General features: G+C 43.0%; 19 protein-coding genes. 7 read left to right on the plus strand and 12 right to left on the minus strand.

All coding sequences use genetic code 11. The features are described from left to right. Positions 1–40 precede the first annotated feature (40 nt). On the minus strand, positions 41–2,008 hold the full coding sequence (gene glgB / locus BDE36_RS19365; RefSeq protein ID WP_141816177.1) for a 1,4-alpha-glucan branching protein GlgB: 1,968 nt from the start codon (positions 2,006–2,008) through the stop codon (positions 41–43). 727 nt (positions 2,009–2,735) lie between these two features. Between glgB and BDE36_RS19370 the strand changes: the two genes are divergently transcribed. The 3 genes from BDE36_RS19370 to BDE36_RS19380 are packed head-to-tail and all read left to right on the plus strand — an operon-like array spanning position 2,736 to position 6,564. Continuing rightward, positions 2,736–5,168: a penicillin acylase family protein gene (locus tag BDE36_RS19370; protein ID WP_141816178.1), complete on the plus strand. Its 2,433-nt coding sequence runs from the start codon at positions 2,736–2,738 to the stop codon at positions 5,166–5,168. A 7-nt stretch (positions 5,169–5,175) separates the two neighbouring features. Then, positions 5,176–5,529: a hypothetical protein gene (locus tag BDE36_RS19375; RefSeq protein ID WP_141816179.1), complete on the plus strand. Its 354-nt coding sequence runs from the start codon at positions 5,176–5,178 to the stop codon at positions 5,527–5,529. Between the two features lie 48 nt (positions 5,530–5,577). Continuing rightward, positions 5,578–6,564: an acyl transferase gene (locus BDE36_RS19380; RefSeq protein ID WP_141816180.1), complete on the plus strand. Its 987-nt coding sequence runs from the start codon at positions 5,578–5,580 to the stop codon at positions 6,562–6,564. Positions 6,565–6,950: 386 nt separating this feature from the next. Here the strand turns inward: BDE36_RS19380 and tyrS are convergent, their stop codons facing one another. Continuing rightward, positions 6,951–8,234, minus strand: coding sequence for a tyrosine--tRNA ligase (gene tyrS / locus BDE36_RS19385; protein ID WP_128768440.1), 1,284 nt, complete (start codon positions 8,232–8,234; stop codon positions 6,951–6,953). 115 nt (positions 8,235–8,349) lie between these two features. On the opposite strand from tyrS, the gene BDE36_RS19390 reads away from it, so the two are divergent. Continuing rightward, on the plus strand, positions 8,350–8,925 hold the full coding sequence (locus BDE36_RS19390; protein ID WP_128768441.1) for an NUDIX domain-containing protein: 576 nt from the start codon (positions 8,350–8,352) through the stop codon (positions 8,923–8,925). 95 nt (positions 8,926–9,020) lie between these two features. Continuing rightward, positions 9,021–9,704, plus strand: coding sequence for a hypothetical protein (locus tag BDE36_RS19395; RefSeq protein WP_141816181.1), 684 nt, complete (start codon positions 9,021–9,023; stop codon positions 9,702–9,704). Here BDE36_RS19395 and BDE36_RS19400 read toward each other — a convergent pair. Beyond that, positions 9,688–10,281: a NanQ anomerase/TabA/YiaL family protein gene (locus BDE36_RS19400; RefSeq protein ID WP_141816182.1), complete on the minus strand. Its 594-nt coding sequence runs from the start codon at positions 10,279–10,281 to the stop codon at positions 9,688–9,690. The genes BDE36_RS19395 and BDE36_RS19400 overlap by 17 nt on opposite strands. Before the next feature lie 81 nt (positions 10,282–10,362). On the opposite strand from BDE36_RS19400, the gene ligA reads away from it, so the two are divergent. Continuing rightward, a complete protein-coding gene (gene ligA / locus BDE36_RS19405; RefSeq protein ID WP_141816183.1) occupies positions 10,363–12,378 on the plus strand; it encodes an NAD-dependent DNA ligase LigA in 2,016 nt (671 codons plus the stop codon). A gap of 132 nt (positions 12,379–12,510) precedes the next feature. Next, positions 12,511–13,389, plus strand: coding sequence for a 4-hydroxy-tetrahydrodipicolinate synthase (gene dapA, locus BDE36_RS19410; protein WP_141816184.1), 879 nt, complete (start codon positions 12,511–12,513; stop codon positions 13,387–13,389). 56 nt (positions 13,390–13,445) lie between these two features. On the opposite strand, the gene BDE36_RS19415 is transcribed toward dapA, so the two are convergent. From BDE36_RS19415 to murD, 9 genes are all read right to left on the minus strand, one after another. Beyond that, positions 13,446–13,631, minus strand: a complete 186-nt coding sequence (locus tag BDE36_RS19415) for a histone H1 (protein WP_128768446.1) — start codon at positions 13,629–13,631, stop codon at positions 13,446–13,448. Positions 13,632–13,816: 185 nt separating this feature from the next. Continuing rightward, positions 13,817–15,058 (minus strand): aminotransferase class I/II-fold pyridoxal phosphate-dependent enzyme, encoded by a 1,242-nt coding sequence (locus BDE36_RS19420; protein WP_141816185.1) that lies wholly within the window; start codon positions 15,056–15,058, stop codon positions 13,817–13,819. Between the two features lie 178 nt (positions 15,059–15,236). Further along, a complete protein-coding gene (ftsZ, locus tag BDE36_RS19425; RefSeq protein WP_141816186.1) occupies positions 15,237–16,868 on the minus strand; it encodes a cell division protein FtsZ in 1,632 nt (543 codons plus the stop codon). Between the two features lie 128 nt (positions 16,869–16,996). Then, a complete protein-coding gene (gene ftsA / locus BDE36_RS19430; protein ID WP_128768449.1) occupies positions 16,997–18,346 on the minus strand; it encodes a cell division protein FtsA in 1,350 nt (449 codons plus the stop codon). 33 nt (positions 18,347–18,379) lie between these two features. Continuing rightward, the gene (locus BDE36_RS19435; protein WP_141816187.1) at positions 18,380–19,219 is read right to left on the minus strand and encodes a cell division protein FtsQ/DivIB; all 840 of its coding nucleotides are present in this window, start codon (positions 19,217–19,219) and stop codon (positions 18,380–18,382) included. Next, positions 19,212–20,564, minus strand: coding sequence for a UDP-N-acetylmuramate--L-alanine ligase (murC, locus tag BDE36_RS19440; protein ID WP_141816188.1), 1,353 nt, complete (start codon positions 20,562–20,564; stop codon positions 19,212–19,214). The genes BDE36_RS19435 and murC overlap by 8 nt, the downstream gene beginning before the upstream one ends. 5 nt (positions 20,565–20,569) lie before the next feature. After that, a complete protein-coding gene (gene murG / locus BDE36_RS19445) occupies positions 20,570–21,673 on the minus strand; it encodes an undecaprenyldiphospho-muramoylpentapeptide beta-N-acetylglucosaminyltransferase (protein ID WP_141816189.1) in 1,104 nt (367 codons plus the stop codon). Between the two features lie 163 nt (positions 21,674–21,836). Then, entirely contained in the window at positions 21,837–23,012 is a 1,176-nt protein-coding gene (locus BDE36_RS19450; RefSeq protein WP_202616835.1) for an FtsW/RodA/SpoVE family cell cycle protein, read from the minus strand. A gap of 172 nt (positions 23,013–23,184) precedes the next feature. Then, positions 23,185–24,576, minus strand: coding sequence for a UDP-N-acetylmuramoyl-L-alanine--D-glutamate ligase (gene murD, locus BDE36_RS19455; protein ID WP_141816190.1), 1,392 nt, complete (start codon positions 24,574–24,576; stop codon positions 23,185–23,187). Positions 24,577–24,578 lie beyond the last annotated feature (2 nt).

Consider the following 24,578-nt stretch of genomic DNA (forward strand, 5'->3'; position numbering starts at 1 on the left):
CAAGCCTGCTCAATCACAACGTCAAAAGAAAGCGGCTTCTCTACCAGAACTTGGCGTTTCTGTTAAACCTTTTCAATATAAGGCCCGATAATGGAGGTAAATGCAATACTGCAGATTGCTCTCTCCCCTGCCAGGGAACCTGTTGCGTAGTTATTGCGTAATTCAGGTCGAATCCGCTGCCGTAATACTTCTCTTCGTCCGAATTAAAGATTACCTGCCAGTCGCCATGATAAGGCAAGCCAACGCGATAGTTATAACGCGGTACAGGCGTCAGGTTAAGCACTATAACCAGCTTCTCCTCTGCTATTTCACCTTTGCGACTGTACACGAGTACCGAATTTTCTGCATCACCAGATTCTATCCATCTGAATCCTTCCCACTCAAAATTCTTTTCATATAATGCCCCTTCTGAGCGATATAACGAATTTAATTCCTTCACAACTTCTTTTATTCCCTGATGTGGTTTGAACTGTAACAGATGCCAGTCCAGCGATTGCTCAAAATTCCACTCGTTGGTCTGACCAAATTCGCCACCCATAAATATGAGTTTAGTGCCGGGATGCGTAAACATGTACGTATAAAGCAGCCTTAAATTAGCAAATTTCTGCCATTCGTCGCCAGGCATCTTGTATATCAGTGATTTCTTACCATGCACTACCTCATCATGCGATAAAGGAAGCATGAAGTTCTCTGTAAAGGCATAAACAGTGCTGAAAGTGATGTCGCCATGAAAATACCGCCGGTGAATAGGGTCCTGGCTAAAGTACTTCAGCGTATCATTCATCCAACCCATCATCCATTTCATGCCGAAGCCAAGGCCTCCGGTAAATACCGGTTTGCTTACCCTGGGAAAAGCTGTGGACTCTTCTGCAATAGTTTGCACATCGGGGAATTGTCCGTATACCGCAACATTCAGCTCCTTTAAAAAGCTAATTGCCTCAAGGTTTTCACGTCCTCCAAATTCATTTGGGATCCACTCCCCTTCCTTTCGCGAATAATCCCTGTATAGCATGGAAGCAACGGCATCAACTCTTAATCCATCAACATGATAACGATCGATCCAGAACAAGGCGTTACTTATAAGAAAAGACCTCACCTCATTTCTTCCATAATTAAAAATATAAGATTTCCAGTCGGGATGAAAACCTTCTTTTTCATTGGAGTGCTCATAAAGATGAGAACCGTCAAAACGGAACAGCCCATGCATATCTCCCGGAAAGTGAGAGGGTACCCAGTCGAGAATTATCCCAATGTTATTATTATGGAGTTGTTCAATGAGATACATTAGGTCCTGGGGAGTTCCATACCGTGATGAGGCAGCAAAGTAGCCTGTTACCTGGTATCCCCATGAGGGATAATACGGATGCTCCATAAGAGGCATAAATTCAATGTGCGTGAACCCCATTTCCTTTATGTAAGGCACGAGCTTATCGGCAACGAGCCGATAACCAAGAAACTCTTCAGGAGAATCAGGACTGCGCATCCAGGAGCCTAAATGAACTTCATAAACTGACCAGGGTTTCTTCAGCCCGTTTCTTTCAAATCGGCTTTGCATCCATTCCTCGTCTGTCCATTCATACCAGGTGTCCCAGACAATCGATGCAGTATGAGGTGGCAACTCCCACCTAAGCGCATAAGGATCTGACTTCTCCAGTTCTTCACCAGAACTGGAGCGGATAAAATATTTATAAACCTCACCAACACCTATGTCGGGGATGAATCCTTCCCATATACCCGAGCTATCCCAACGCGGATTCAGATAATGAGCGTCCCTGTTCCAGCCATTAAAATTCCCGATAACAGAAACTTGCCGGGCGTTTGGGGCCCAAACTGCAAAATATGTTCCGGTTCTGTCGCCGTCTGGTTCTACAACATGCGACCCAAGTTTTTCATACAGCTTATAATGTTTACCTGCTTTAAACAGATGAATATCATAGTCAGTTAAACGGGAATATGATCTGACATTGTTTTGTAAAGAAGTATCTGAACTTTTTTTCCTGGACTTCATATATGTTTACCTGAATTCTTTAACACCTTTATGTTGCTGAAGTTTTAGTGAACAGGAAACTATTAAACTTCATTACCGCTTCCTGCCGGGGGTTCTCTCAATAAAGTACCAAAGTAAAAGAAAGAACAAACCTAACTATTTTTAGATTATATGTTATGTAACTAACATATAAATCAAAGATCTGATAAGTCATTTATAGCATATAATCTTTCTGATTCTGAACTCTATAGATTTTATTCTCATTTATTGTCTGCTTCATTTTTTTCTAAATCCGGAAGATCGTTCAGTTTTTATCGGTCGGGTAATTCAGAAATGGCAAACAATTGTATCCTGCTTCTGGGCTTCAAATATAAACAAATCCAGGAAATTGTGAAGGCCTTGTAAGAATCAGGACAGGGAAACCGCTTTTATAAATTTGCACCTTTTTAGCTCCATTCGCTTACCAGTATCGTACCAGTGCCGTACCAATCCCTGATCAGGTCAGACTCTCGTCAGATCAGGCTTTGATATGGAACTTGTCAGGCTTCTTTCCGGACTTATACCTATGTTTTCCCCAGGTTTAACCATTCAGCATCAGGTCTTCGGCTTTTCAGGAGATTCGGTCGGTATACCAACATTGAGCAGTAGAACCACTCTACTGTGCTCTCTCTGACCTTTTAAAAGCAATTTCCCGGAGATTCAGGAGGCGATAGCAATGAATCAGAATAAAGCATTTATATTTACGTATATGAAAGTTTTGAAAGCTATTTTAGCGCTCGTGCCGGCAATTGGCATTATAGCTTTGTTTAACACAAAAATGGGAAGTATACCTCCTGCCGGTAAATTTCTCGACCCCTTCCATGGATTCTGGCATAACGCTGAGAGCAAAAACCACGTAGACGACGTCATCCAATTAAAAGGACTCAAAGGCAAGGTCCAGGTAGCTCTTGACGACCATATGATCCCCCATGTGTTTGCTGAGAATGATTACGATCTCTACTTTGCGCAGGGATACATCACGGCCAGGCATCGTCTATGGCAAATGGATTTCCAAACACGTTATGCAAGTGGCCGCCTGTCCGAGGTTATAGGGGAGAAAGCGATAGAACTCGACCGTTATCAGCGTCGTATGGGTATGGTATATGGGGCAGAGAACATGGTGAAAGAGCTTGAAAAATATCCCATCATCAAACGAATGACCGAGGCCTACGCTGACGGAGTAAATGCATATATCCAATCATTACGCCCCCAGGACTATCCCATTGAATTTAAAATACTCGATTATAAGCCAGAAAAATGGTCTCCCTTGAATACTGCGTTGCTTCTCAAGCTAATGTCGGCTACACTCGCCGGAGGCTCCGATGAGTTCTATATGAGCAATGCTCTCCGTAAATTCGGCAAAGACACGATAGAGAATTTATTCCCCGACTTTCCGTTTAAAAACGATCCTATTATTCCAGAAGGTACCAAATGGAATTTCAAACCGGTCCCTGTTCCGGCAGTCCCTGCAACAGAATACCAGGCAGTTAACCCTTCCGTCTTCACTAATAAGAAAGAAGAAGGAATAGGAAGCAACAACTGGGCTGTGTCTGGAACTAAAACGGTTAACGGATATCCATTGCTCGCAAACGACCCGCATCTTGAACTTAGTCTTCCTTCTATATGGTATCAGATTCAGATGGCAGCCCCTGGCATAAACGCCTGCGGGGTTTCTATTCCTGGTGCGCCCGGCGTCATCATCGGATTTAATCAGAAAGTAGCATGGGGAGTTACCAATGTGAATGCAGACGTCCTCGACTTTTACAGTATAAAGTTCAAAGACAGCAGCTGCAAAGAATATTGGTATAACAATCAATGGAATAAAACGGACATCCGGATTGAAGAGATAAGAATCAGGAACAATAACACTATCCGCGACACCGTTTACTATACCCATCACGGACCGGTGGTATATTTAAATAAACCGAAAAACTTTACAAAGGCCCGGAATATCCCTCAAGGTTATGCCCTCCGGTGGATAGCACATGACCCTTCAGTGGATGTTGCAACCTTCTATTATTTAAACCGCGCAAATAATTACGCCGACTATCGTAAAGCCTTGGCATACTACACTGCTCCGGCACAGAATTTCGTCTTTGCAAGCATTGATAACGACATTGCGATCAGTCCTAATGGTTATATCCCATTAAAATGGCATGCGCAGGGTAAGTATCTCCTGGACGGCACAAAAATAGAGAACGACTGGCATGGCCGGATTCCTGCTACTCAGAATCCGATAGTAAGAAATCCTCCTCAGGGCTTTGTGAGTTCTGCCAATCAGCCGTCTACAGATAAATCTTATCCCTATTATATAAACTGGGAGTTTTCGGGATATGAACGCGCTCACCGGATTAATACGCGTCTCGCCGTGATGCAACGTGCTACTGTTGACAGCATGAGAAACCTTCAGAATGATAATTATAGTGTACACGCTGAAAATGTATTACCCTTAATGATCAAGTTGATTGATATTAACCGGCTAAATGCGAGCGAAAGGAGAGCTTATAATATTGTGAAGAAGTGGAACAAATACTTTAACAGTAAAGAGATTGGCGCTTCCATATTTGAAATCTGGCAAAAAGATATATACAATAGAATATGGTCTGATGATTTTACGGAGTCCGATGCTCCTATGCGCTTCCCTTCCAGAGACCGTACTGTGCACTTACTCCTTGAAGAGGAAAATTCCCGGTGGTTTGATGATATAAGAACACCGGAAAAAGGAAACAGGAGCGATATCGTTGAAGCGGCATTTAAGTTCACCGTCGACAGCCTCGAACGAAGATTCGGACCAATTAGCAAGGAGTGGCAATGGGCAAACGTTAAACAAAGCCATGTACCTCACCTCGCTAAAATAGCAGGATTTGGCTCATCCATTTTATTGAACGGAGGTTCTAAGACATCGGTAAACGCACTGTCAGAGAGCCACGGCCCGTCGTGGCGAATGGTGGTCGAGCTGGGTAAAGAAACAAAAGGGTTCGGAGTATTTCCGGGAGGCCAGTCGGGCAACCCGGGTAGCTTCTACTACGATGATATGATTGACACCTGGACTAATGGAAGGCTCAGCCAGTTGTTATTCCTTAAGTCGGCCAACCAAAACACAAAACGCATCATCCAGCACATCACTCTCGAAAAAAAATAACCTTCTTATGCTAACCCGTCTTATTTCTTTATCCTGTCTGATACTTCAATTCTTCCTGCCCTGGTGGATCATCGGCCCTGTAGCCTTCCTGTTTGCTGCATGGATGGCCAAAAGCCCCTCTCACGCCTTTAAAACAGGCTTCAACGCCGTCTTTATCCTGTGGTTAATTATAGCGTTGATTAAAACTTTGCCGAATGACAACATCCTCGCAAATCGCGTCGGACAGATGCTTATGCTCCCTGACTGGTCGCTTAACTGGATTATTGTCATCTTGCTGACCGCCGTCGCAGGGGGATTAGTTGCTGGAATAGCTGGGTTCGCCGGTTATTTCTGGAGGTTTATTTTCCCTAAGAACAGGTGATCATTCGGTGATTCTGATTATTGAGGGCATTCTTCCTATCTTTGCGGCGTGAAGAGTGACTTTTCAAAACCGTTATTTTCAATTCAATCCGAATCTGATTTTAATCAGCTGGCTATTGAAACCTTCCAATTCCAGGCAGCGAAAAACCAGGTCTATTCACGCTTTGTTGAAGCATTGGGAATTGACCGGGATAAGGTAAATGAAGTGAGCAGGATTCCCTTCCTGCCAGTAGAGTTTTTTAAATCCCACCCTGTTAAGAGCGGCGAATATGAACCACAAATTATTTTCAGCAGCTCGGGAACTACGGGGATGATACAAAGCAGGCATCTTGTAAAAGAAATAAGTTTATATGAGGATAGCTTCCTGAACGGCTTTAATTTTTTCTACGGCGACATCAGCCAATACACTATTCTCGCCTTGCTACCCTCCTACCTCGAGAGGGAAGGCTCGTCGCTTATCTACATGGTAGACGAACTCATTAAACGAAGCGGGCAAGCTTTGAGCGGTTATTTCCTGCATAATCATCGGGATCTTTATACAACACTTCAAAAATTACAGGCAGAAAAGCAGAAGGTAATTTTAATAGGCGTAACATACGCACTTCTTGACTTTATTGAGAAATACGAGATCCACTTCCCTGATTTAATTGTGATGGAAACTGGAGGAATGAAAGGAAGGCGTAAAGAGATAATCCGGTCTGAACTCCACGAAATGCTTTGCGGGGGCTTCGGCATCGCTTCTGTTCATTCTGAATATGGAATGACCGAACTACTCTCTCAGGCTTATTCCAAAGGAGATGGAATATTTCAATGTCCGCCCTGGATGAAGGTGCTGAGCCGTGACGTAAACGACCCATTAAGTTACCTGGAATACGGACGTACGGGAGGTATCAATATAATAGACCTGGCCAACCGGTATTCCTGCTCATTTATTTCAACCCAGGACCTTGGAAAAGTACATCCGGATGGAAGCTTCGAAATAGCCGGACGTTTTGATAACAGTGATATCAGAGGCTGTAACTTGCTGGTACAATAGTGTTGTGGGTTGCAAGTTGCAGGTTGGAGGTTGTGAGTTGCAGGTTGTGCGCTGAAGGCTTGTGGGTTCTGCATTGAAGTGCACTTTCTGCTATAACCGGCAATTGTTTGGGGTAATGGGACACAATAGTGTTGAAGGTTGTGAGTTGAAGGTTGCAGACTCTGTGTTGAAAGCTTGTGCGCTCCACGTTTGAATTGCACTTTCCGCTATGAAATTGCATCGCGTAAATAACGGATAAAATAACCCACCCTTATAAACGGATTTTGCCTGAAGATTTCATTCTAATAATGAAAACTCAGAGCCTGCAAGACGGAGCCTGCAACTGCAACAGGAAACCCGCAACTCTCCACACGGAACCCACAACTCACAACCTGCAACTCACAACGCTATTCGGCAATCAAAAGAAAGTAGTTCTTTTTACCTTTCTGAACGATCGTAAACTTCCCCTTAACAAGCTTGTCTGCATTAATCATTTCTGCAGGATCACTTACTTTTTGCCTGTTAACAGAAACGCCTCCGCCTTGTATCATTTTGCGCGCCTCCCCTTTCGAAGGAAAAACTTTAGTATGTTCGGCAAGAAGATCGGTTACGTTAATACCATTGCTAAGCTGCTCTTTCGATATCGTAAAATGCTGGACACCTTCAAAAACTTCCAGTATCTCCTCGTCTGTCAGTTGCTCAAGGAAGTCGACCGGGCCTGTGCTGAATAAAAACTCCGAGGTATTCAGGGCTTTCTGCAAAGCCTCTTCTGAATGTGTCCTTATTGTTATTTCCTGCGCCAGCGCCTTTTGGAGGGCACGCTGGTGAGGAGCAGCGTCGTGTTCTTTCTCTATAGCATCAATTTCTTCTTTAGACTTCAGGGAAAAAATACGGATCCAGTTTTTAGCATCACTATCACTGGTATTTAACCAGAACTGATAGAACTTGTATGGGGATGTCCTTTTGGCATCGAGCCATACAGCGCCACCTTCTGTCTTTCCAAACTTTGTACCGTCAGCTTTCTTTATCAGTTGAGTGGTTATTGCAAAAGCACTTCCTCCCTCCTTGCGGCGGATTAGTTCAGTACCGGTAACAATGTTCCCCCATTGGTCAGAGCCACCCATTTGTACCATACATCCTTTGTTCTTCCAGAGCCAGTAAAAATCATATCCCTGCACTAACTGGTAACTGAACTCTGTGAACGACATGCCCGTTTCTCCTTCGAGACGCTTCTTCACAGAATCTTTCGCCATCATATAATTCACCGTGATATGTTTCCCTACATCGCGGATAAAATCAAGAAAATTGAAATTCTTAAACCAATCGAAATTATTCACCATTTCGGCACTGTTAGCTCCGCAGTCAAAATCGAGAAATTTCTTCAACTGGTTTTCAATACATGCAACATTGTGCTTCAAGATATCTTCAGAGAGCAGGTTCCGCTCAGCCGACTTTCCCGACGGGTCGCCTACCATACCTGTAGCACCACCTACAAGAGCAAAAGGTTTATGACCAGCCCGCTGAAAATGTATCAGCGTCATGATCTGGGTAAGATGACCTACGTGAAGCGAATCGGCTGTAGGATCGAAACCAATATAGCCCGAAGCCATCCCTTTATTCAGTTCTTCTTCAGTTCCGGGCATTATATCCTGCAGCATGCCTCTCCAGCGTAGTTCTTCTATAAAATTCATCTTTTATCAAAAATGTAATGGTGTGCAAAGATAGAAAAACTATAAAACTCGTGATCCTAAAAGGCAATCGTTCACAAAATAAAACCAGTATGATGAAACGGATGTTACATGGAGTATGGCAGAAATTAAAATAATAAAACAGGAAACACTCTCTGACAAAAAATACAGGCTGGATTTTTTTGAATTTGAGAAGACGCAAAACGGCAAAACAGAAAAGCAGCAGCGCGAAATATACTTTCGGCCGTCAGCAGCCGCAATCCTCTTGTTCGACCCGGAAAGAAAAACGGTATTATTAACACGCCAGTTCCGCCTCCCCGTTCACCTTAGTCACAAAAAACCTGACATGATTATTGAAGCCTGTGCAGGTGTAATAGATGACGGAGAATTTCCTGAACATGCCATCGTACGTGAAGTAGAAGAAGAAACCGGCTACCGGATTTCGGAAATCAGGCAGGTAGCAGAAGGCTTCACCTCTCCCGCGTCTTTTATGGAATATGTATACTTCTTTACAGGCATCTATTCTTCCGATATGCGCGTAAATGAGGGAGGAGGAAAGAAAGACGAAGGGGAAGATATCGAACTCGTCGAGGTTTCTTTCTCTGAAGCGCGAAGGATGCTTGAAGCGGGAGAAATCAGGGATGTGAAGACGATCCTGCTGCTGCAACATGCTGCACTAACCGGGCTGCTATAGTCTATCCGCCTTTTCTACTAGGCTCCTTGATGAGAACAACCGTAAATTCAAGTAATTTAGCTATCTTGTACCATGGTTGACCAGATAGGGGGAGGATGAATTTTTTGTCGCATTTTTATTTTGACCGGTATAGTGATAATCCCGAACGGATTATAGGGATGGTATTGCCCGACCTGGTTAAGAACGCGAGAAAAGATTGGTGTATTCGACCCGAAAAACACCAATACCTCTTTACAGCCGACAAGAAGTTAAATTGTATTCTCGAGGGCTGGAAACGACATCTCGAAGTTGACCGCTACTTCCATTCATCCGACTTCTTTCATTTCCACACTCAAAAAATCAAGGCGCTTATAGGGCCTTTTTTAATAAATGCAGAAGTTCGCCCTTCATTCGTTGCACATATTGCTCTTGAGCTGATGCTCGACAGTCTTCTTCTCAAAGAGCGTGTTGTTGGCACTAATCAGTTTTATAAATATCTCTCCGAAGCAGACGTTCCGTCGACCAAAATCTTCCTGGAGTTAAACGGTATTTCTGATACAACACAGTTCTTCACTTTCCTTGACGAGTTTATCAGTTCTGCTTACCTTAACCAATACAACGATTCCGGGCACATTATATACGCAATAGGTCGTATTTGTATGCGTCTCTGGACTGGTCCTTTTTCCGACACTCAAAAACTTCAGCTGACGGCCGTTTTGTTGCCCTATATGGAAAAGCTTGAAAAAGAATATATGGAGATTTTTGATCAGATCGAAAGACGGCTCAATCCGTATACCTGATCTTCACAACGATCTTTTTTACTGCATTGTCTTCATCTACCTTAATATTGGGACGGTGAGCATCCCCCGGAAAAAAAAGAAAGAATGTATCAGGCCTCGTAAGGTAAAATTTCCCCTCGGCATCATAAATCGCCACGTCTTTTTTCTCATTATAAGGATCTATAACGCGTGCTTTAGATACAGGGGCAACTCCCATTTTCTCGGTACCTTTATAGGTATACTGCAGGTCTATTGTATGCCGATGGGCTTCCCATTTCGTATTTTCAAAATCACGCATCGGCCCCACTGTTACGTTAACATATACATTGTTGCCATCAAGGGGGTATTTTCCCGGAGCGATTTTATCAAAGTCCGTTTCCTTTAGAAACTTAAAAGCGCTGTCCCACCAGGCTTTATTCTTATTATACTGGCTTTCAAACTCATGACGATTAACAGACACATGGGGATAGAGCTTCATGCCATTATACCACTTGCCATGCATGAACCATTTTTCAGTCCGACGCACCGATGAGCACGCGCTTAACATCATGGCGACGCAAAAAAACAATATACCTTGTTGCAAAAAATACCTTTTCATTTGAGAGCAATATTAGTGATTTTACAACAGGATCGGATGAACCATGTACATTGATTTTGAAAAAGTCTTATCTTCGTTCCCATGCCGCTTTTTGAGATTAAAGAACGAATGGATGCACTGGTTAAGGAACTGAACCAGCACAATTATAACTATTATGTACTAGCTCAGCCAACAATATCAGACTACGATTTCGATAAAAAGCTTGAAGAGCTTTCGGAACTGGAAAAACAGTATCCCGAGCTGCAGGACCCCGACTCTCCAACACAGAAAGTGGGAGGAGAAATTACAAAAGAATTCAAAACAGTGAAGCATAAATGGCCGATGCTTTCACTGGGAAACACATACAGCGAACAGGATTTGCGCGAGTTTGACGAAAGAATCCGAAAATCAATAGGAAGCGACTTTGAGTATGTCTGCGAACTGAAGTTCGACGGACTTTCCATGAGCCTTACGTATGAAGACGGCAAACTATTAAGGGCAGTAACTCGTGGCGATGGAACGCAGGGCGACGACGTTACAACCAATATCCGAACAATTAAACGAATTCCTGGAAAACTAAAAGGCGAGGGATATCCAGATAATTTCGAAATAAGAGGAGAGGTATTTATGCACCGGGCGGCTTTCGAAAGACTTAACTCTGAACGAATGAAAAACGACGAAGTTCCTTATGCGAATCCACGTAATTTTGCAGCAGGAACCGTCAAGTTACAGGATTCGGGAGAGGTAGCACGGCGACCACTGGATTGTTTCCTGTATTTTCTTTACACAGACAGAAGGCTTTACCGTACTCATTGGGATAGCCTCAATGCGGTTAAAGAATGGGGATTCCACGTCTGCGAACACAACAAGCTTTGCCGCAATATCGATGAGGTTCTTCAATTTATTCATTATTGGAGTGAGAATCGCTTTAACCTCAGCTATGATATAGATGGCATCGTATTAAAGGTAAACAGTTATGCTCAGCAGGATGAACTGGGCTTTACAGCTAAATCCCCCAGATGGGCCATTGCGTATAAATATAAAGCAGAAGAAGCAGAAACGATTCTTGAGAGTGTCAGCTACCAGGTGGGGCGTACCGGCGCTGTAACACCTGTTGCTAACTTAAAACCCGTTTTGCTTGCAGGCACCAGGGTAAAAAGAGCAACCCTTCATAATGCCAACGAAATAAGTCGGCTTGACCTTCATGAAGGCGATGCCGTGTTTGTCGAAAAGGGCGGCGAAATTATTCCTAAGATCACTTCTGTTAATACCATAAAAAGGCAATCGGGGAGCAAAAAAATCATTTACCCTGATATTTGTCCTGAATGTGGCAGTAATTTGATCCGAAGAGAAGGAGAAGCCGTTCACTATTGCCCCAACGATGAAGCATGCCCTCCTCAAATCACAGGAAAGATCCAGCACTTTATCAGCAGGAAGGCAATGAATATTGAAGGCATGGGTAGCGAAACGGTAGAAACGCTCTACAGGAAAGGACTCATAGAACATATAAGCGACTTATATTTGCTTCATGAAAAAGCCGACGCCTTAAAAGAGATGGACCGCTTTGGCGAGAAGTCTATCAGCAACATGCTCGAGGGAATCGAACGCTCTAAACAAATGCCCTTTGAAAAAGTACTTTTCGGTCTAGGGATCCGGTATATAGGTGAAACCGTAGCGCGGAAAATAGCAGCTTATTTCAAGAATATAGACAGCCTGATGAGTGCTACTTATGATGAACTTATTTCAGTAGATGAAATCGGCGAACGAATAGCTGAAAGTATTATTGCATACTTTAAAGACCCCAGACACCTCCAACAAATTGAAAAACTCCGGACTGCGGGCCTGCAGTTTGAAGCAGAGGAAAAAGTGGTACTGCTGGCAGGCAATAATCTGGAGGGAAAAACATTTATCATCTCCGGTGTATTCGAAAACTTTAGCCGGGACGAACTTACAGCGTTAATAGAATCAAACGGGGGGAAAATACTTAGCAGCATCTCCGGAAAACTAAATTATCTCGTAGCTGGTGATAACATGGGACCTTCAAAGCTTGAAAAAGCTAAAAAATTAAACATACCTGTCATCACCGACACGGAGCTTCTAAGTATGATAAGCAAATAACACGGTAACAATCAGGAATACGAAGAGAATCAGTAACGAAATCGGACAGGAAAAGCTATTAAATAGCAGAAAAATTAAGAAATAGCACTAAATTCGCGTCCGGCTTTATAAAGCTAAAGAGAACAGAGGATAATGAATAAATTTTACGGAACCGGGGTAGCAATGATAACCCCGTTCAATGCAGATGGATCCATTGATTTTGATGGATTAAAAAACCTGATAAATTTTCAGATTGAAGGAGGTGTAGAATACCTGGTATCGCTGGGTACAACAGGAGAATCAGCTACTTTAAGCAAGGATGAAAAAAAGGCGGTCTGGGAGTTTACGGCAGAAACAGTAGCAGGAAGAGTTCCGTTGGTTGCCGGCATTGGTGGGAATGCTACTTCCGAAGTTACCGAAAGCATAAAAAAGTTTAACACTCAGGGTTACGATGCGATCCTTTCGGTTAGCCCTTACTATAACAAACCCATTCAGGAAGGCATATATCAGCACTATAAGGCAATAGCAGAAGTATCGCCTTTGCCAGTGATCCTTTATAATGTTCCGGGGCGTACCGGCAGTAATATTGCTGCGGATACAACTCTTCGTCTCGCCTCTGATTTCAAGAACATCATCGCTATAAAAGAAGCTTCAGGCAATTTCGAACAGTTTAATATTGTGCTGAGAGACAAACCTGAGGACTTTCTGTTCATCTCGGGCGACGATCCTTTAACTCTTCCACTCATCGCATTGGGGGCAGCAGGAGTAATATCGGTAGCAGGAAACGCGCTTCCGGGTCTATGTTCTAGCATGGTCCGCTTATGCCTTCAAAAAAAGTTTGATGAAGCGTTGCCTATCCATTTCAGGCTTACGAATTTCCTTAAGCTCCTTTTCTGCGACGGTAGCCCCGGCGGAATCAAAGCGGCGTTAAAGCATCTGAATATTTGTTCAGATACACTAAGGTTACCACTCGTTGGTGTCGGTGAGGCCACCAGGGAAAAGATAACACAGGAACTGGAAAAATTGAAATAAAAAACCCCGGGGGATTTTTAATCAGCCGGGGGAAAATTTCTTGAAGGAAACGAATGCTATTTACTGTTTTTCGATTCCTGAATCTCTAAACGAATTGCCTGAGCCAGGTTTTTTACATCCTGTAAACCTTTTCTTACCCTTGTTCCTGCAGCACTATTTCCTTTATTGTAAAATTTGTCTGCATCAGCTTCAATACCTGAAATGAGGTTTTTCAGCTCGGTAAATCTTTCATAATTTGCCATTGTAATGTTAGTTTAGTTTTATTTTTTTGTTAAGCTTAGGCTAATGTAAATGGCTTTTTTGACAAAAAAAAATATTTTATTAAAAAAAGAGAAGGGCTTAAGTTATATTTTAGAGGTTGTGAGTTAATGAGTTATGAAAGAAACAATAATCCCCCATAACTCATTAATCATATTTTATAACTTTTTTACGCTGTTACAACGCTTTGTTCTTTGTAATAACCACTCTTAAGCTTCTCGAAAACTTTAGAGAATGCATCCAGAGTGACCTGAACATCTTCAAGCGTATGTGCCGCTGTTGGAATAATACGAAGTTCTATCAGCCCTTTAGGAATGACGGGATAAACAACTATCGAACAAAAAATGCCGTAATTCTCGCGGAGATCCATCGTTATAGCGGTAGCCTCGTTCAGTTCACCCTGAAGGAATACGGGAGTTACCATGGTATTCGTTACACCTAAATTGAATCCCCTTTCGCGTAATCCATTTTGAAGCGACGTTGCGATGTTCCACAATTTCTCGCGCAATTCCGGACAACCTTTAAGCAATTCCAGGCGCTTCTTTAAACCCAGCACCATCGGCATTGGAAGAGCTTTAGCAAATGTCTGAGACCGCATATTATAACGCAGGTAATTAACAATTTCTTCTGTTGAAGCAACAAATGCTCCAATTCCTGCCATCGATTTAGCAAATGTTCCAAAATAGATATCTATTCCTTCGATACAGTCCTGTGCTTCATGAGTGCCTGCACCAGTCTTTCCCATTGTGCCAAAACCGTGTGCATCATCAATGAGCAGGCGGAACTTAAACTCGTCTTTTAAAGCAACGATCTCTTTAAGTTTTCCCTGTGCACCCGACATTCCAAACACGCCTTCGGTAATTACAAGGATACCACCACCCGTTTGCTCAGCTAGCCGTGTAGCCCGTTCCAACTGCTTTCTGCAGCTGTCCATGTCATTGTGCTGAAAAACAAAGCGTTTACCCATATGCAACCGCACCCCATCAATAATACATGCGTGTGATTCCGCATCATAAACGATCACGTCATTTCTGTCAACTAAAGTATCAATAATAGATACCATACCCTGGTAGCCGTAATTCAGAAGAAAAGCATCGTGCTTTCCTACAAATTCTGCCAGATCTTTCTCCAGTGACTCGTGATGATTGGAATTTCCTGACATCATTCTGGCGCCCATAGGATAGGCCATTCCAAATTCTGCCGCTGCTTTGGCATCAGCCTCGCGAACTTCGGGATGATTCGCTAAGCCAAGATAATTATTCAGACTCCAGACAAGATGGTCTTTCCCTCTAAACTTCATATGAGGTGCAATTTCACCTTCAAGTTTAGGAAATGCAAAATACCCATGTGCCATCTTCTGATGCTGGCCCAAGGGGCCCATATTTTTTGAGATTTTATCAAATAAATCCAATGTTCTAGTATTTAAGTTATTACTCGGATTAAACGCGTAAAGTTAATAATTTTAAAAAGGTCTGCCAGCAATATATACACCTTATTCTGCTTTATGTTTATAAGCTCTGCTTCAAAACAGTTTCTAAACAAAAAAAGCCCTTACGTTTCCGCAAAGGCTCTTTCTGTTCGAGTGTATTCTAATCTACATTGTCATGCAGAAATGAATTGTTGGGTCTTATTTCTGTTATTCCCTCTTCATTGGAAAGCGTGAAACGCGATATTTGAGATTCCGAAGAGTGAGGAACCTGCTGAAGCGCCATTTGTTTTCTCTTATATGCAGGTTCGTTTTCTAATTCCTGTAGTCCATTCGCAGTACGAAGCTTCATGCTAAGATCTTTCAAACGAAGGATCCGCTCCCGCGATTTGCGCAGCTGCTCTTCTATCGATTCATCCGTCTTATCTTCGTCAGGATTATATACTTCTGTTTCTTCCGTATCAACCGGGTGAACGTCTACGGCATTCTGAGGGAGTTCTTCTGTAACCGGCTCATTAAACTGAAACTCCGATTCAGCTATCTTTAAACCAAATTCGAAAGTTGGTTCCGGCTTAACAGGCTCTTCATCCTGTAAAGTATGCCTGATAACTTTTGGTTCTGAAGGTTTCTTTTCTTCTGCCTTCTTTTGAAAAAGTCCGCCAAAAAGATCTGCCTGAACCTGGGCTGAGTATTTAGGCGTTGTATCTTCTGCTGTTTCCTCCACTTCCAACTCAGGCTCTTCTTCAATGAAAGCATTGACCGGCTTCACCATAGGAGCATTCTCAGGAGTCAGCATTGAGACCTTCTTCTGATTGCTCTTTTCGAGAGCCCGTTCCTCTTTTGTCTGGAAACCAGTAGCTATTATCGTCACGGAAAGTTTCTCTCCCAACGACTCATCCATACAGTTACCCCAGATTAAATCGGCGGCAAGCCCGGCTTCTTCCTGGATATAATCAGTAATTATACTTACTTCATCCATGGAGACCTCTCTGGATCCCGAACTGATATTTAACAGAATGTATCTGGCCCCCTCTATCTCGTTATCCTTTAATAAAGGAGATGCAAGAGCACCTTCTACTGCACGCAACGCCCGACTTTCTCCTTCTGCCGAATAACTACCCATAATAGCGACACCGCTATTATTCATCACTGTCCGAACATCTTTAAAGTCAACATTGATATAACCCGGTATAGTAATAATCTCCGCTATACCTTTAGCCGCTGTCGTCAATATATTATCAGCCTGTGCAAATGCTGCACTGAGGGTCAGATTACCAAAAATCTCACGAAGACGATCATTTGAAATTACAAGATATGAATCAACATATTTCTTAAACTCTTCAAGACCTTCTTCCGCCTGCATCTTCCGTCGTTTACCTTCGAAAGAAAAAGGCGTCGTTATAATTCCTACAGTCAGAATGTCAAGTTCCTTTGCTGCTTTCGCGATAATCGGACTTGCTCCTGTACCGGTACCACCACCCATTCCTGCTGTAATAAAAAGCATCTTTGTGGTGCTTCCCAGCATCCGTTTCACATCCTCTATATTCTCGATAGCAGAGTTCTTCCCTACTTCAGGTATAGAACCTGCACCCATTCCTTCCGTAAGACTAGCACCCAACTGAACTTTGTTCGGAATAGGGCTTAACTCCAGTGCCTGGGCGTCTGTATTGCAGATAATAAAGTCTACACCAGTAATTCCCTGCCTGTACATATGATTTACGGCATTCCCACCGCCGCCGCCAACACCAATTACTTTGATAATTGATGATTTCTCTTTTAACATTTCAAACTGCATATCGCTATTAATCAATCAAGTAGATTTGAAGTTATGATACCCTGTTACTTGTTGTAATATTAACTATTTTTACACATAAGTTTTCCACACATGTTGAGAATGTGGAAAACTCTTCAATTGTGGAAAAATCACTTAATATAGTCCTCGTCTTTAATATCGTCCTTTATAAACCGCGCTCCTGTTTGCAGTAATTTATCAAATAAACCGAATGACTTCTTTGCTTTTTCAGGCGCAGGTTTCTCTACGTATACACCCGGCTGCTTCAGCATTTCTTCCATTTCTTCTGCCTTACAAATTCCCTTGATCAGCAAACCAATACCTGTGGCGTATAAAGGACTTTTCAGGTCGTCGTAAATATTCTTCGGCAACACCTCGTTCTTTGCAAGATGCTCATTCGGATAACCTACCCGGCAATCGAGCCCGGTTACATATTCTACCAGCTGAGGAAGATGCTTAAGCTGAGCTCCCCCGCCCGTGATAACAATACCGGCAATCAAACGCTTTTCGTATCCCGAAGCTTTTATTTCATAGTAAACATGTTCAATGATCTCTTCCATCCGCGCCTGAATCACATAGGCAAGGTTCTTTACGGATATCTCCTTAGGCTCGCGGCCTCGTAAACCGGGAACACAGATGATTTCGTTCTCCTTGTTTTCATCAGCCAGTGCAGAACCAAACCGTGTTTTCAAAAGCTCCGCCTGATTCCTCATTACGGAACAACCTTCCCTGATATCTTCAGTAACGCTGTTTCCGCCGAATGGTATTACCGCGGTATGGCGGATAATCCCCTCATGGAAGATAGCAATGTCTGTAGTTCCACCACCTATATCCACAAGCACAACGCCAGCTTCTTTCTCTTCCTCACTTAAAACCGATTCTGAAGAAGCCAGAGGTTCAAGTATTAGCTCCTGCGTTTCCAGTCCGGCATTTCTCACACACTTCAGGATATTTTTCACCGCACTCACATGACCAGAGATGATGTGAAAATTCGCTTCCAGACGAACCCCTGCCATACCGATCGGATCTTTGATCCCCGGCTCGTTGTCGACGGTAAATTCCTGTGGCAACACATGAATGATCTCTTCTCCCGGCGGCATAACCAGCTTATACATATCTTCAATCAGCTTGTCAATATCTTTCCGCTGTATTTCATTCTGAAGATCTTTCCGCGTAAAGATCCCCCGATGCTGGAGGCTTTTTATATGCTGCCCGGCAATCCCGACATTCACGATCTTAATATCAACGTTCGACTGCGAACTGGCGTCCTCTACTGCCTGAAGGATTCCCTGAACCGTCTTTTGTATATTAGATACCACCCCGCGTGTTACTCCTGCAGATTCAGTTTTTCCAATACCCAATATTTCTATTTTCCTGTGCCCGCTTCTCCGGCCAACTATCACACAAATTTTTGTAGTTCCTATATCTAAACCTACGACGATAGGAGAACTCTTTGATAATGTAGAAGTACCTTTTTCCATAACTTAAGGTGTTGTTTTTTTGTTTAATTTATCCTAATATTTTGTTGTATCACGGGAAGAACTATCTGTAGTCACCGGCGCCAGATTCGTGCTGTCCCTTATATTTTTCTCGCAAACTATCTGATTGGTATATTTAATATTTATTGTTTTATACGCATCCCAGCCAACCGCCGGTATGGCCTTTTTATAAAAAATCAATAAATTATTGAGTCTTACCTCCAGAGAATCGGCATTTCCCAACACGATCCGGTGATCCCCCACGCGTGGTATTAATACAATTTCCTTTTGCTCATTAACATACATCTGCTCAATTTGCTCCTTCCATAAGGTGTCTCTCTCCATATATGAAGCGGTCTTATAAAGATCTTTTGCAACTGTCGTTTTCAACGAGTCAACAGAACCGTTAAAACTCTCCATTATAAATCCATTCGCCACCAGAACATGCGGCGTATAGCTTGAAGAGTACGGTATTTTAAATCCATCTTTATCGACATAAAAATCCTGATTTGTAAAATTAATGATCCGTAACACAGGCTCTCTCTGTTCAATTTCAAGGTGCACAACTCCATCCATATCAATATACACTTTTGCCTGCCTGATATAAGGATTTCTCTTCAATACGGTTTCGACTAACTGCACATTAATATTATTTAATGGTTTCCCAATAAGCTTGCCCGAACTCTCAAATACCATTCGGTTAATCTCTTCTCTGTCAATAAAGCTGGTTGTTCCGGGGATGATCACCTTTAAGTCGCTGCACTTCAGCTCACTTTTTCTTATACTGATGAAGCTCATGAGGGTTACAAGTCCCCCCAGGCTTATCAGCCAGATAAACGCAAACAACACCCGTTTCCACTTTATTCTTTTAAGCATTCGACAGAATTTTCTTAAGTGGTTCAACCATAGTGTCAATATCTCCCGCACCTGCGGTCAGAAGCAACTCTGGCCTTTTACTCTCAACAAGCACCAAAGCCTCTTCTTTAGAACATTGTTTTTTAAAACTTGAGCTTACCCTGTCGAAAATAATCGCAGAGCTCACTCCGGGAATAGGCAACTCTCTTGCCGGATAAATATCCAGCAGGATCAGTTCATCTGCTATACTTAATACTTCAGCAAAGCCCTCAGCGAAATCTCTTGTCCGCGAATACAGGTGAGGCTGAAAAATGACAGTCAGCTTTTTATCCGGATACAACTGTCTGGCAGCTGATAAACACGCCCGTAACTCTTCCGGATGATGAGCATAATCGTCTATGTATATCGACGTTCCCCTTACTATATATTCAAACCGTCTTTTTACACCTTTAAATGCAGCTATCGCTGCTTTAATTTTTTGAGGAGAAATAGATAACAATAATGCAGCCTGTATTGCTCCTACCGCGTTCTCAACGTTATGCAGCCCAGGCAGAGGCATCTGAATGTCCTTAATTTCGAGTTCATCATTTATAAAGTCAAACACAAAACAACCATTCTCAATTCTGACATTAACCGCCCGCGCTACCGCATCGCCTGAAGCGGAATAACTAATGCCGCCATCCAAAGCCAGCCCATTTTTGCAGATAAGCTTACCATTCTCCTTTATCTGTCCCGCAAACATTCTGAATGATTCATTCACTTTGTCTGCACTTCCGTAAATATCGAGGTGGTCGGCGTCCATAGAAGTAACTACCGCAACATCGGGATGCAACGTAAGAAAGGACCGGTCGTATTCGTCTGCCTCAACAACCACAACATTATTTGTACCAAACAAAACATTGGTATCATAATTGGAAGATATACCCCCTAAAAACGCGGTACATCCAAAATTGCTATGAGTTAAGACATGAGCAATAAGTGTAGATGTAGTTGTTTTACCATGCGTTCCGGCAACGGCAACTGTATACATTCCACGACTTATAATTCCAAGCACTTCAGAACGTTTCTTAAGAATAGCACCCTTACTCCTGAAATAGTTCAGAATAGCAGAGCTGCCTGGAATTGCCGGGGTATATATAATAAGAGCGGATGGGTCGTCAGTGCGGAAAGCGGGAGAGATCTCGTCAACACTATCCACATACGTTACTTCTATGCTTTCCTCCCGGAGACTATCGGTTAACGGAGTTTGCGTGCGATCATATCCCTCAACGGAGCAGCCCCTTTTATGGAAATAACGTGCGAGAGCACTCATTCCGATGCCCCCGATTCCAATAAGATAAACCCGTTTAATATTGTTCAACTCCATAACCTTTATAACTCCGTTGCTATTCTCAGCACTTCCCGTGCTATAACTTCATCGGCATCGGGCAATGCAAGCTCTCCGATACGCTCACTTAACTCCGCACACCGTTGTTCATTTTTCAAAACGTTCAGCGCCACATCTGCCAGTTCTTTTTCAGCGTTCTGGTCGGTCACCAGGACTGCAGCGCCATGTTTAACGAGCGATGCAGCGTTTTTTGTCTGATGATCCTCGGCCACGTTCGGCGAGGGCACCAGGATAACCGGCTTTTTAACTACACAAAGTTCTGCTATTGTACCTGCTCCTGCCCTGGCAACAATAATATCGGCAGCGGCATAAGCAAGATCCATCCGGTTGAGGAATTCAGTGACATGAAAATTCGGATGCGGACCTTCTCCGATCTCATCCATTACCATCTTGTAGTAAAATCGCCCGGTCTGCCAGATCACCTGGATATCCTCAGCCATAAATTTATACATGCCTGCGAGCATACTCCTGTTTAATGTGCCGGCTCCTAAACTACCACCAGTAACAAGTATCGTTTTCTTCGTTGATGACAAGCCAAAGAACGCAAGCGCCTCTTCACGTTTACCCGAAATATCTACAGCCTCTTTACGAATCGGGTTGCCTGTAAGTAATATCTTCTCCGAAGGAAAGAACTTATCCATTCCGTCGAAGGCAACACATATTCTGGCCGCTTTGTCACCTAATCTTTTATTGGTTATACCGGCGTAGGAATTCTGTTCCTGTATCAGATAGGGTACCTTCATCCGTCCTGCAGCGTATAACAACGGACCAGAGGCATATCCTCCAACACCTACTGCAGCATCAGGCTTAAACTTCCTGACCACAGAACGCGCTTTCAACAAACTGCCAAATAGTTTAAATGGCAGCAATAAGTTTTTGAGGACCGATTTACGCTGAAAACCCTGAATATCCAGCCCCACAATCGGGTATCCAGCAGAGGGAACCTTTTCCATTTCCATCCTGCCTTTGGCACCTACAAAAAGGATCTCTGTTGCGGGATCCAAACGTTTTAATGCATTAGCAATAGAAATAGCCGGGAAGATATGTCCTCCGGTACCTCCACCGCTTATGATTATCCTTTTTGCCATATTTTTCAAACTTTCGGCCTTATGCACCTGCTACCGGCCTTATTTTATTTTAAAAGTAAACTACTCACACACTTTACCTCTTGCATCTTCAACTTTAAACTCTCAACCTTCAACTTTAACCTCTCAACCCGCGACTTCGAACCTTCGCCCCGCAACCCACAATCTAGCCCATTGCGGGAATCTCTCCGATAATCACTTTATCTCCTTTTAAGTCTTTTTCTTTTTTCTTCTCCTCAATATCCCTGCTTACGCTGAGGATAATTCCAAAGGCCACGCTGGTAAACAATATCGAAGTTCCGCCCATGCTTACCAGTGGAAGCGGGACACCCGTAACCGGCCCTAAACCCACGGCTACTGCCATGTTCGCAAAAGCCTGGATCGTAAGACTAAAGCTTAGTCCCGCCGCGAGCAATGCCCCAAACGCCTTGGGACTCGCCGTTACGATCAAAATACATCGATATAAAAACACCAGATAAATAAGTACCAGCACAAATCCCCCAATCAACCCATATTCTTCAATAATCAAAGCATAAACAAAGTCTGAATATGGATGAGGCAAGTAGTTCCGCTGCGTGCTGTTTCCCGGGCCTTTTCCGAAAACTCCGCCCGTTGCAATTGCGATCTTGGCCTGATTGGACTGAAATGCTTTATCAGGATCGGCTTTTTCAGGATGTAAATATGTCTCTATACGCGAAGCATACGTTTTACGCCTCGGCCCTAGAAATATAACCCCTGTTAAAAGAACAGCACCAGCCAAACAAACAATCAGAATTTGTTTAATGCTTATTCTTCCGATAATGAGAAGCAAGATGCTTACACCGAACAGCATCAGCGCAGTCGAAAGATTTGCCAGTGCTATAAGGATAAAAACAACCGAAACAGAACCCATGATAGGGAGAAAAGATCTTTTTACATCTTTAATTTGCTCTTGCTTTTTCGTAAGGGTACGTGCAAGAAAAGTAATCAGCGCCAGCTTGGCAAGATCCGAAGTTTGAAACGTCTGGTTGATGACCGGGATCGTTACCCAGCGGTTAGCATCGTTTACCGTGGCTCCAAAGATCAGCGTATATAATAATAACGGAATGGTCAGGAGCATCAGCACCTTCGAAATTCCGGCGTAGTATCTGTAATCCAGTTTATGCGAGAAATACATTAATGCTAAACCACCAACGATCATTACCAAATGCTTGATAAGATACTGCTCAGCCGACTTATCATTTTTATACGCAATGGTACCTGTCGAGCTATATACTGCAAGTAATGACCATACCGAAAGTAAGATAACAATCAGCCAGATCCAGCGATCGCCTTTGGTTTTACTGAGTATTTGATTTATCATTTGCTGAGTTATGAGATTTGATTTATGAGATTTGAGATACCAGAAAACGAATTTCCGATCCCGGCTTACTCACGATACTTTTTTATTTATTTCCTATGTCCTTATTATTAGCAATCATATATTTTTTACTTCCGCTTTTTTGGCTTTCAACCCGCAACACACAACCTGCAACTCATAAGTCCCTTACTGCTGCTTTAAACTGGTCTCCCCGGTCTTCATAATTTTTGAAAAGATCAAAACTTGCGCACGCAGGTGAAAGAAGAACAGTATCGCCCTTCGCCGCCAGATGATATGAAATTTCCACAGCCTCTTTCATTGAGAATGTATTAACTATAACATCTACCTGGTCCTCGAAAGCATCATGTATCCGTTTGGTGTCTTTACCTAAACAAACAATGGCTTTTACTTTATTCTTTACCAGATCCTTCAACATCGAATAGTCATTCCCTTTATCAACTCCCCCAAGTATTAACACAACATCAGTGGTCATGCTTTCAAGGGCATACCATGTAGAGTTAATGTTCGTAGCTTTCGAATCATTAATGAAATCAATACCCGAAATCTTTCCTGCATGCTCGAGCCGGTGTTCAATATTCTTGAAGTTACCCATGCTCTCACGTATAGATTCATTCCGTAACTCGAGAACTTTGGCTACAATCCCTGAAGCCATTGAATTGTAAATGTTGTGTTTTCCCTGTAGCGCTAATTCTGTAATAGACATATTAAATAGTTGATCTGTTCCCAGGTTAATAATAATTTCATTGTTTGATAAATATGCGCCCCTATCCAGCTCTTTCTGAATCGAAAAAGGATAGGCTTTCGCATGAACATGCTGACGCTGTAGTCCGCTTATTGTTTCCGGATCATCTTCACAATAAATAAAGACGTCCTCCTCTGTTTGATTCTGGAGTATGCGGAATTTAGAATCTGCATAATTCTCCATTTTATAGTCATAGCGGTCAAGATGGTCGGGAGTGATGTTTAGCAACACTGCGATATCCGCTCTAAAGCGGTACATGTCATCCAGCATAAAACTGCTTATCTCCAATACGTACCAGTCAAAACTTTCCTCTGCAACCTGCCTGGCAAAGCTTTTACCTATGTTCCCTGCGAGACCCACATTCAGTCCTGCATTTCTAAGAATATGATAGGTCAGCATTGTGGTGGTAGACTTCCCATTCGACCCTGTAATACAAATGGTTTTCGCCTTGTTGTAACGACCCGCGAACTCTATTTCCGATATTACAGGAACTCCTTTTTCTTTCAGCTTCTTTACCAGTGGGGCCTTCTCCGGAATCCCCGGGCTTTTTATCACTTCGGTAGCCTGCAGGATCTTTTCCTCGGAATGGTGTCTTTCCTCATAAGCTATTCCACGACTCTCAAGCTCAGACTTATATAGATCAGCAATTGCTCCAGAATCCGACACGAATACATCATACCCATGCTTTTGAGCAAGTATTGCAGCGCCGGTACCGCTTTCTGCAGCCCCGAGGATTACAATAAGGGCTCCCGTGCCTTTTATAGGCTGGCCTGAAGTATCCGATATATTTTTAACAGAATCCATCT

It is taken from the genome of Arcticibacter tournemirensis (assembly GCF_006716645.1).
Taxonomy (GTDB): domain Bacteria; phylum Bacteroidota; class Bacteroidia; order Sphingobacteriales; family Sphingobacteriaceae; genus Arcticibacter; species Arcticibacter tournemirensis.